Here is a 10,827-nt window from a genome sequence, read left to right on the forward strand (position 1 = left end):
CTTCACCCTGTGAGAAAGTCATCCCGATAGTCCGTGGCCTTTAAAGTCTGTTCGTTCCACGCACCATCAAAGGAAGAAGTATAGATTACAGCGGATAAGAGGGATTATATGCTTGTGTTTTTTATTTTTTTGCTATTTTTATTGAATATCGTTACCATTTTCGCAGTCATTATTTTATTTTTAAGACAAAACCGCCTCATGCATGCAGAAAAGAAGCATGCAAATACGATGGAAGAAATGGAAAATTTATTATCCGCTTATTTAATGGAAGTGAAAGAAGAAAATGAGGCGTTTTTACATAGCTTTAATAAAAAAAGTCAAAGCGGGGAAATACCTGCCGGCTCTGCTGAGGATAAAAAAGCCAAAGCCGGTATAAAGGGAAAAACAGCACCAGACGAGAGCCCCCTCTTAGAGCCAGATATGCCTGCAGCCTTAAAAATTAAGGGAGGCAATATTCATAAAAAGAAAGCTCTTAGAGCGTATAAAAATAATCCGCAAAAGGGCAGGATGGAAGATCAGGATGATGCCATCCCGCAAGCCGGCCCTGAAGATATATTAGAAATAGAAGGAATTGAAAATCCTGCAGTTTCAATGGAACAAGGAAATTCACTGGATAGTAGGCCTCCTGCTGTTTCTGCGGAGACAAACAGCTTTAAAGATGAACTCCTTTCAAAGCTGGCTGGAAAGAATGAAGTACAGCCAACATTGTCCGATGAAGTGTTTGCTCTTTATACATCTGGAATGGATACAGATGATATTGCCCGGAAACTGAAAAAAGGAAAAACTGAAATCGAACTTTTATTAAAATTTAGGACATAATGGATGAAATGGCTTGATTGTGTCACGAGGTTATGCTATATTATGTTTTGGTGTTAATACACACGTTTTCGTGATTCATGCAGATGGTGCTGTTTGACAGTTTCTGTATGAAAATGATCGGGACGGAGGAAAAACAAAACCATTTAGGAGGAACTATAATGTCAGTCATTTCTATGAAACAATTGCTTGAAGCTGGTGTGCATTTCGGACACCAAACACGTCGCTGGAACCCGAAAATGAAGAAGTATATCTTCACTGAGCGTAACGGCATCTACATCATCGACCTTCAAAAAACAGTTAAAAAGGTTGAAGAAGCATACAACTTCGTTAAAGAAGTAGCAGCTAATGGCGGAACAATCCTTTTCGTCGGAACTAAAAAGCAAGCTCAGGAATCAGTTAAGGAAGAAGCAATCCGTTCTGGCATGTACTATGTGAACCAGCGCTGGTTAGGCGGAACTTTAACAAACTTTGAAACAATCCAAAAGCGTATTGCCCGTCTTAAAGATATCGAAAAGATGGAAGAAAACGGAACTTTCGAAGTGCTTCCTAAAAAAGAAGTTATCCAACTTAAAAAAGAATTAGAACGCCTTGAAAAATTCTTAGGCGGAATTAAAGATATGAAGGGCATTCCAGATGCAATCTTCATCATTGATCCACGCAAAGAGCGCATTGCGGTTGCTGAAGCACATAAATTGAACATTCCTCTTGTTGGAATTGTTGATACAAACTGTGATCCAGATGAAATCGATCATGTTATTCCTGCAAATGATGATGCAATCCGTGCTGTCAAATTGTTAACTGGCAAAATGGCTGATGCTATTTTGGAAGCTAAACAAGGCGAAGAAACAGCTACTGAAACAACAACTGCTTAATGCTTAGCGAAAAGGTGATAAGAGGATAATGCCTTTTATCACTTTTTTTTGAAATTTTCCAAGCGGGATACTGAAAAATGCCATAGGCACTTCAGTATTCGCGGCGCTTGGGCATGTTTTTGCCCGCAGGCATGGAAAAATAATCTTTTCCGGGATCCAATTGGAAAAGCCGGCAATATTCTGTCACAATGAAAACAGAATACAAAAAACCAATACATACAATTATGAGGAGGATATTATCAATGGCAATCACTGCACAGCAAGTTAAAGAATTGCGTGAAAAAACAGGCGCAGGCATGATGGACTGCAAAAAAGCTTTACAGGCAACAGAAGGAGACATGGAAAAAGCAATCGATTTCCTTCGTGAAAAAGGCATTGCGAAAGCAGCTAACAAATCTGACCGTATCGCTGCAGAAGGATCTGCTTACATCGTTACAGAAGGAAATGAAGCAGTTATCCTTGAAGTGAACTCCGAAACAGACTTCGTTGCAAAAAATGAAGGCTTCCAGGTTCTTGTTAAAGAACTTGCTCAGCATTTGCTTGCAAAGAAACCAGCCACTGTTGAAGAAGCTCTTGAGCAGACAATGGATAATGGAGCTACCGTTGCTGACCATATCAATGCTGCAGTTGCAAAAATTGGTGAAAGATTAAACCTGCGCCGTTTTGAAGTAGTAGCTAAGGGCGACAATGACGCTTTCGGCGCTTACTTGCATATGGGCGGAAGAATCGGAGTATTGACTGTTCTTGAAGGAACAACTGACTCTGATGCTGCTAAAGATGTTTCCATGCATATCGCTGCATTAAGACCTAAATATGTGTCCCGTGACCAAGTTGATTCTACTGAAATCGAACGCGAGCGCGAAGTTCTTACTCAGCAGGCATTAAATGAAGGAAAACCAGAAAAAATCGTTGCTAAAATGGTTGAAGGGCGCATCGGCAAATTCTATGAAGAAATTTGTGTTGTGGATCAGTCTTTCGTTAAAAACCCTGACCAAAAGGTTGGCGAATTTGTAAAATCAAAAGGCGCTGCTGTAAAGAGCTTTGTCCGCTACGAAGTTGGAGAAGGAATCGAAAAGCGTCAAGATAACTTTGCTGAAGAAGTAATGAGCCAAGTTAAAAAAGACTAATTTAAAAACATCTGAAATGATAAATAGGGAGCACAATTGTGTTCCCTATTTTTGAACCATTATGAATACCTGAGAGTTGAATTGGAAAACAAGATGAATTCAAGATTACATAGTTGGAGGTTCTCATGAGCAGCGCGAAATATAAACGTGTCGTATTAAAACTAAGCGGTGAAGCATTAGCCGGTGAAGAAGGCTTTGGCATCAATCCTTCAATAATTAAATCTATAGCTGAACAAGTTAAAGAAGTTGCACTTTTGGATGTGGAAGTTGCTGTCGTAGTAGGGGGCGGAAACATCTGGCGCGGCAAAATTGGAAGCGAAATGGGCATGGACCGGGCCAATGCGGACTATATGGGAATGCTTGCTACCGTTATGAATTCCTTGGCCCTGCAGGATAGCCTTGAGCAGCTTGGTATTGAAACACGCGTTCAAACTTCAATAGAGATGAGACAAGTGGCAGAACCTTATATCAGACGCCGTGCAATCAGACATCTTGAGAAAAATCGGGTCGTTATTTTTGCGGCCGGTACAGGAAATCCTTACTTCTCTACAGACACTACCGCAGCTTTGCGTGCAGCTGAAATTGAAGCAGACGTAATTCTGATGGCTAAAAACAATGTCGACGGTGTTTATAATGCAGATCCAGTAAAAGATAAAGATGCTGTTAAGTATGATGAGCTTTCTTATTTGGATGTGCTTAAAGAAGGATTGGAAGTTATGGATTCTACTGCATCTTCACTGTGCATGGATAATGATATTCCATTAATTGTATTTTCGCTTATGGAAAAGGGCAATATTAAAAAAGCAGTTTTAGGCGAAACGCTTGGAACTATAGTCAGGGGGAAATAAAATGCCAAAACAAATTCTGGAAAATTCAAAGTCGAGAATGGAAAAAGCAATCAGTTCATATTCAAGGGAATTGGCAAGCATCCGTGCTGGCAGGGCAAGTTCATCCCTGCTGGATAAAATAACTGTGGATTATTACGGTGCGCCTACTCCAATCAATCAGGTTGCCGGAGTATCCGTTCCTGAAGCGCGCCTTTTAGTCATTCAGCCATATGATAAAACCATCCTTGGCGATATTGAAAAAGCGATTCTGAAATCAGACTTAGGCCTGAATCCATCAAATGACGGCTCTATCATTAGAATTGCAATTCCTGCTTTAACAGAAGAGCGCCGCAAGGAACTTGTAAAGGTTGTCAGAAAAGAATCGGAAGAAGCAAAAATTGCCATCCGGAATATTCGCCGCGATTCAAATGATGATTTGAAAAAGCTTGAGAAGAATGGCGAAATAACTGAAGATGATTTAAGAGGCTATTCAGATGATATCCAAAAGATGACAGACAGCCATATCAGCAAAATTGAGGATATTACAAAAGATAAAGAAAAAGAAATCCTGGAAGTATAACGAATTTGTAATACTTGTTAACAGTAAAAAGGGGCCGGCCATCAGTGAGTTTTGTGGAGTCTTAGCACTTATGCGTGAATAATTAATGTCTGTTATTAGTTATTCAATCTGCCTGAGTTTTGACTTTTTCGCACAAATCTCCATATGGCAGCCCCTTTTTTTACTGCAGACAAGGCTTTTTGGCAGTATTTTTAACAGACATAACCAGATTTCAGGGATATAATTTTTTACCCTTGTCTTTAAAACCGTCTATCTTACTCAATTTTTCATAATAATAATAGGAGAAGCGTCTGTTTTTTGTTATGATAGGATTGATTCTTTGCTATACATAGGAATTGAGGAGGCCTTGCATGATTTTCAGTCATACAGGCGAAAATTTTTTAAAATAAAAGATAGAGTACAACCTGATGGGGGACAAAAGTATGTATTCATTATGGAAGCGTTTGTTCAATAAAGATGCTTCTTCGGATCTGAATAAAAGGATTCAGGATATAAAAAAAAATGCGGTGCCCTTCCATATTGCGATTATTATGGATGGGAATGGCCGCTGGGCGAAAAAACGCGCTCTTCCTAGAGTAGCGGGGCATCATGAAGGAATGAAAGTGGTAAGAAGAATTACGAGGCTTGCCAATAAGCTGGGTATTGGAACATTGACTGTTTATGCGTTTTCTACGGAAAACTGGAAACGACCTAAAAGTGAAGTGGAGTTCCTGATGAAACTGCCGGAAGAATTTTTAGGATCATTTTTGCCTGAACTTGTATCTGAAAATGTTAAAGTGGAGATGATTGGGGATAAGTCGTACCTTCCTCCGCATACAATAAGGGCAGTTGAAACGGCAATGGAGAAAACAAAACATAATACCGGTCTGATTTTAAATTTCGCATTGAATTATGGAAGCCGTTCGGAAATCCTCGGGGCAGTGAAGAAAATCATTGATGACAAAAAAAGCGGATTATTAAATGGTGATATTACTGAAGAGGATTTCTCCAGTTATTTAATGACAGGCAATTTGCAGGATCCGGACCTGCTGATACGTACAAGCGGAGAGATAAGGCTAAGCAACTTCATGTTATGGCAGCTTGCTTATTCCGAATTCTGGTTTACTGATGTATTATGGCCTGATTTTAAGGAAGAGGACCTGCTCGAGGCCGTGGAAGTCTACCAGAAACGGTCAAGAAGGTTTGGCGGTGTCTAATTTAGAAGGCGAGGAAAATTGAACTAATGAAACAACGTATTATTACGGCTGTTATTGCTGCAGCCATATTTATCCCCTTGGTTATATTGGGGAACCTGCCATTTTTACTGTTGATTTACCTGATGGCGACAATTGGTTTGTATGAATTGCTGAAAATGAAAAAGATGCCATTAAGTTCTTTTTCATCCCTGCTGTCATTTATTTTATTATGGGCAGCGCTGGTGCCAGAACAGCACGGGGGAATGTTTGGTTATATTTATCAGCATAAGCTTCAGATTTTCCTTTTGGGTGTGCTGATTTACCTGATATATACTGTTGTGACGAAGAATTCATTTACTTTTGATGATGCTGGATTTCTGTCCATTTCTGTCCTTTATGTAGGTATGGGCTTTTATTATATGTTTGAGACCCGGCAGGAGGGCACAGACGGACTGTATTACTTATTTTATGCCCTTTTTACCATCTGGGCGACTGATTCTGGCGCCTACTTTTTTGGAAAGGCAATGGGCAAACGCAAGCTGTGGCCGGAAATCAGCCCCAATAAGACCATTGAGGGATTTATAGGCGGAATTGTCTGTGCCTTGATTGTCGCCATTTTATTTTACTTCTTTTCTGATCTCGAACACTCGGCTGTTAAATTACTGCTGATTAGCATTCTTATATCAGTTTTTGGCCAATTGGGAGATCTTGTTCAATCAGCGTATAAAAGGCATTATGGCGTAAAGGATTCAGGAAGGCTGCTGCCGGGCCATGGTGGAATATTGGACAGGCTTGACAGTTTAATTTTTATTTTGCCAATCCTCCAGATACTGAATTTATTTTAAAGTCTTTTCAGGGACATTGCTGCCCTGTATAGAGCCCTTTAGACTGAATCTGTCCCTGGGATTCTTAAACTTAATGCGGAAACAGCAGGCAAGCCTAACAGTAACATTTTAAAAAAGCCCTTGGAGTTTAATGGTTTAAAAGCTGCAAGCAAATTGGAGTTGAATACACATGAAATATATTAGTCTTTTAGGTGCAACAGGTTCGATTGGGAAGCAGACCGCGGATGTCGTGCGTTCACATTCCAATCAGTTTCGGATAGTGTCGATGTCTGCAGGCAGAAATATATGCCTGACACGGAAATTCATCAATGAATTCAAACCCGAGTTGGTTTCTGTACAAACGAAAGAAGATTGTGAAACCCTTAAAACAGAGTTTCCCTCAGGTGATATAAGGTTTGTTTATGGTGACACTGGACTAGAAGAAGCAGCTGTTTACGAAAAAGCGACTGTGCTTGTGAATGCCGTGATCGGCAGTGTAGGCTTAGCCCCGACTCTTAAAGCCATCAAAGCAAAAAAAGACATCGCGATTGCCAATAAAGAAACACTTGTAACAGCTGGTCACCTGGTTATGGAGGAAGCTCGTAAGGCAGGAGTCAGCTTGCTTCCGGTCGACAGTGAGCACTCTGCCATTTTCCAGGCACTGCAGGGCGAAAAAGAAAAAAACATCGAACGTCTCATAATTACCGCTTCAGGCGGCAGTTTCCGTGACCGGACAAGGGAAGAGCTTAAAGATGTCAGTGTAGAGGATGCGCTGAATCATCCTAACTGGTCTATGGGCGCCAAGATCACAATCGATTCTGCAACAATGATGAATAAGGGGCTAGAAGTAATAGAAGCGCACTGGCTTTTCGGTCTGCCCTACGAAAAAATCGATGTGCTGCTGCATAAAGAAAGCATTATCCATTCAATGGTTGAATATCATGATTCAAGTGTGATTGCACAGCTTGGCACGCCAGATATGCGAGTGCCGATACAATATGCCCTCACCTATCCGGACAGGCTGCCGCTTGCCTCGAAAAACAGGCTTGATCTTGCAAGCATCGGAAAGCTGCATTTTGAAGAGATGGATTTTGGGCGTTTTCCTTGTTTGCAATTTGCATATGAAGCAGGTAAAATAGGCGGAACAATGCCGACTGTTTTAAATGCAGCTAATGAAGAAGCAGTGGCGCGTTTTCTTAATGGAGATATTTCATTCCTTGAAATAGAGAAATTGATTGAAAAAGCGCTGAATAATCACCAGACAATCGACAATCCGGAATTATCCATTATCCAGGAAGTGGACCTGCATACACGGCAATATGTCAAAAAACTATTAATTTCGAGGTGATGTTCACGTGCAAACACTGCAAACCGTAATTGCCTTCATAATAATTTTTGGGGCGCTCGTCTTCTTTCATGAACTTGGCCACTTATACTTTGCTAAGCGGGCAGGCATCTTATGCCGGGAGTTCGCAATAGGGTTTGGACCAAAGGTGTTAACTTTTAAGCGAAACGAGACGGTATATACCATTCGGCTGCTGCCGATTGGCGGATATGTGAGAATGGCCGGTGAAGATGCGGAAAATATAGAAATTAAACCGGGTTTTCGGGTGGGCCTGATTTTTGATAAAGAAAATCTTGTTTCAAAGATTGTGACAAACAATAAAGATAAATACTCAGATATTCATATCATAGAGGTAGAGGCACTGGACCTTGACCATAAGCTGTTTATCAGCGGCTATGAGGAAAGCGAAGGAGAGCTGAAGACTTTTCCCGTGCATCCTGAAGCCGTTATTGTGGAAGATGGGATTGAAAATCAAATTGCTCCCTATAACAGGCAGTTTGCTTCCAAATCACTTGGAAACCGTGCCATTACCATATTTGCGGGACCAATGATGAACTTTATCCTGGCTATAGTCATTTTTATGATTATTGGTTTGTTTCAAGGCGTTGCTGTCGATAAGGCTAAGCTCGGGGAATTAACCAAGGATGGGACGGCCATTTCCTCAGGTCTAAAACAAGGCGATGAAGTACAGTCTATTGACGGAAGTGAAGTTTCAAGCTGGAATGATGTTCAAAAAAGCATTCAGAAAAACCCGGGAAAAGAGATTGAGTTCGTTGTTGAGCGGAATGGGAAGACATTGGAGGTTCCGGTCACCCCGAAAGAAGTTGAACGGGACGGGCAGAAAATGGGTGTAATCGGTGTATATCCGCCTATTGAAAAGTCTCCTGTCAAAGCATTCAAACTGGGTTTTACGGAAACTTATGAATGGACTAAGCAAATTTTCTTTATGCTGGGCAAGCTTGTCAGCGGGCATTTTAAAATAGATATGCTTTCCGGCCCTGTCGGAATATACAAATCTACAGAAGAAGTGGCCAAATCAGGTGTTTTCAACCTGATGAAGTGGGGCGGAATTTTAAGCATCAATTTAGGGATCATGAACCTTCTGCCGCTTCCGGCATTAGATGGCGGGCGTTTGCTATTCTTCTTAGTTGAAGCATTAAGAGGAAAACCGATAGACCGCCAGAAAGAAGGGCTGGTGCATTTTATAGGCTTTGCACTGCTGATGCTTCTGATGATTGTGGTCACCTGGAATGATATCCAGAGATTTTTCCTTTAATTTTCACGTGCATGCTCAGATAATTAGATAAATACTCTGCTAAATTGCTTGGTTTCTCTTTACGGCGTCATGTATAATCTATATAAAGATATGCGGGCTATTAAGCGCTATTTTATAGCGCTTTTGGTCTTTTTAAGATGATAAAGCTATAGGGCTTATTCACAAATATATTCACACTAGAAATAATGAAATAAATGACTGTTTAATGAATCATAATTTTTTCAATTGAGGAGTGCACGAAACATGAAACAAAGTAATACATTGATTCCGACATTGAGGGAAACTCCGTCGGATGCAGAAATAAAAAGCCATCAGCTGCTGCTTAGAGCGGGCTATATGAGACAAAATTCAAGCGGCGTCTACAGTTTTATGCCTCTTGGAATAAAGGTCCTTCAAAAAATTGAATCAATCGTCAGAGAGGAAATGGAAGAGGCTGGTGCCGTTGAATTGCTTATGCCGGCGCTTCAGCAGGCTGAGTTTTGGCAGGAGTCGGGCAGGTGGTATACATACGGTCCTGAATTAATGCGCTTAAGGGACCGGAATGACCGGGAATTTGCATTGGGGGCTACACATGAAGAAGTTATCACAAGCTTGATCCGTGATGAAGTGAAGTCATATAAGAGGCTGCCGCTTACCTTGTATCAGATCCAGACAAAATTCCGGGATGAAAAAAGACCTCGTTTTGGTTTGCTGCGCGGACGCGAGTTCATCATGAAAGATGCATACTCCTTTCATTCAAACCAGGAAAGCCTCGATGAAGTATATAAAAAAATATTCAATGCATATTCTGCAATATTCCGCCGCTGCGGACTGGATTTCCGTGCAGTAATTGCTGATTCCGGCGCGATGGGCGGTAAAGATACTCACGAATTCATGGTTCTTTCAGATGTCGGGGAAGACACAATTGCTTATTCCGATAGCTCAGATTATGCAGCAAACATCGAAATGGCGCCTGTAACCGGCAATTATAAACAAAGCGATGAAGCGCAGGCGGAGATGGAAAAAGTGCATACTCCCGGCCAGAAAACGATTGAAGAAGTTTCTGGATTCCTTGGGCTTGATCAAAAAAAATGCATCAAATCTCTGCTCTTTAAAGTGGATGACAAATTCGTGCTCGTTTTAGTCAGAGGAGATCATGAAGTAAATGATATTAAACTGAAAAATTTATATTCTGCTTCGGTTGTTGAATTGGCTGATCCGGGATTGACAAAGGAATTGCTCGGGTCTTCTGCAGGTTCATTAGGTCCGGTTTCTGTTTCAAAAGACATCGAAATTATTGCAGATCAGGCAGTAATTAGCATGGCTAATGCTGTATGCGGTGCAAATGAAGAAGATTACCATTTCACAAACGTGAACGCCGGCCGTGATTTTACTGTATCAAGATACGAAGATCTGCGCTTTATACAGGAGGGTGATGCATCACCGGATGGCAATGGAATCATTAAGTTCGCAAAAGGCATCGAAGTTGGACATGTCTTTAAACTTGGTACCAGATACAGCGAAGCGATGGGAGCAGCCTTCCTTGATGAAAATGGTCGTTCACAGCCAATGATCATGGGCTGCTATGGAATTGGAGTTTCCCGTACTCTTGCAGCAGTAGCCGAGCAGTATAATGATGAAAGCGGACTCGTCTGGCCAGCAGATTTAGCTCCTTACCAGGTTCACGTAATCCCTGTCAATATGAAGGACAGCACGCAATCAGAATTAGCTGGAGATATTTACACCAGCTTGAAAAAAGAGGGCTTTGACGTGTTAATGGATGACCGCCAGGAGCGGCCTGGAGTCAAGTTCGCCGATTCAGATCTGATAGGAGTTCCTGTCAGAATCACGGTCGGGAAAAAAGCCTCTGAAGGTATCATTGAAATGAAAATCCGGAAAACAGGTGAAGTCCTGGAGCTCAAGCTGGATGAGATCTCTGCTAAATTGCAGGAACTTATGGCGTGACCAGCTCCGGTCAAAACTAAAAACTGCACAAATATAAA

General features: G+C 41.3%; 10 protein-coding genes. All 10 read left to right on the forward strand.

What is annotated here, in order from left to right; translation table 11 throughout:
- Positions 1-108 precede the first annotated feature (108 nt).
- A complete protein-coding gene (locus tag ACN6MY_RS10275) occupies positions 109-819 on the forward strand; it encodes a hypothetical protein (RefSeq protein ID WP_419883852.1) in 711 nt (236 codons plus the stop codon).
- 158 nt (positions 820-977) lie between these two features.
- A complete protein-coding gene (rpsB, locus tag ACN6MY_RS10280) occupies positions 978-1,691 on the forward strand; it encodes a 30S ribosomal protein S2 (RefSeq protein WP_071349529.1) in 714 nt (237 codons plus the stop codon).
- A gap of 242 nt (positions 1,692-1,933) precedes the next feature.
- The gene (gene tsf / locus ACN6MY_RS10285; RefSeq protein ID WP_090988198.1) at positions 1,934-2,818 is read left to right on the forward strand and encodes a translation elongation factor Ts; all 885 of its coding nucleotides are present in this window, start codon (positions 1,934-1,936) and stop codon (positions 2,816-2,818) included.
- 125 nt (positions 2,819-2,943) lie between these two features.
- Entirely contained in the window at positions 2,944-3,666 is a 723-nt protein-coding gene (pyrH, locus tag ACN6MY_RS10290) for a UMP kinase (protein ID WP_071349531.1), read from the forward strand.
- A 1-nt stretch (position 3,667) separates the two neighbouring features.
- A complete protein-coding gene (gene frr / locus ACN6MY_RS10295) occupies positions 3,668-4,225 on the forward strand; it encodes a ribosome recycling factor (protein ID WP_419883853.1) in 558 nt (185 codons plus the stop codon).
- A gap of 422 nt (positions 4,226-4,647) precedes the next feature.
- Positions 4,648-5,421 carry an isoprenyl transferase gene (locus tag ACN6MY_RS10300; protein WP_419883854.1) on the forward strand — a complete coding sequence of 258 codons (774 nt, stop codon included), beginning with the start codon at positions 4,648-4,650 and terminating at the stop codon, positions 5,419-5,421.
- A 26-nt stretch (positions 5,422-5,447) separates the two neighbouring features.
- On the forward strand, positions 5,448-6,245 hold the full coding sequence (locus ACN6MY_RS10305) for a phosphatidate cytidylyltransferase (RefSeq protein ID WP_419883855.1): 798 nt from the start codon (positions 5,448-5,450) through the stop codon (positions 6,243-6,245).
- A gap of 169 nt (positions 6,246-6,414) precedes the next feature.
- Complete coding sequence (locus ACN6MY_RS10310) at positions 6,415-7,572, forward strand: 1-deoxy-D-xylulose-5-phosphate reductoisomerase (RefSeq protein WP_419883856.1); 1,158 nt, start codon at positions 6,415-6,417, stop codon at positions 7,570-7,572.
- Between the two features lie 16 nt (positions 7,573-7,588).
- Entirely contained in the window at positions 7,589-8,845 is a 1,257-nt protein-coding gene (gene rseP / locus ACN6MY_RS10315; RefSeq protein ID WP_419884131.1) for an RIP metalloprotease RseP, read from the forward strand.
- A gap of 243 nt (positions 8,846-9,088) precedes the next feature.
- Complete coding sequence (locus ACN6MY_RS10320) at positions 9,089-10,789, forward strand: proline--tRNA ligase (RefSeq protein WP_419883857.1); 1,701 nt, start codon at positions 9,089-9,091, stop codon at positions 10,787-10,789.
- Positions 10,790-10,827: the final 38 nt, after the last annotated feature.

The organism is Peribacillus sp. B-H-3 (genome assembly GCF_048572925.1).
Lineage (GTDB): Bacteria > Bacillota > Bacilli > Bacillales > DSM-1321 > Peribacillus.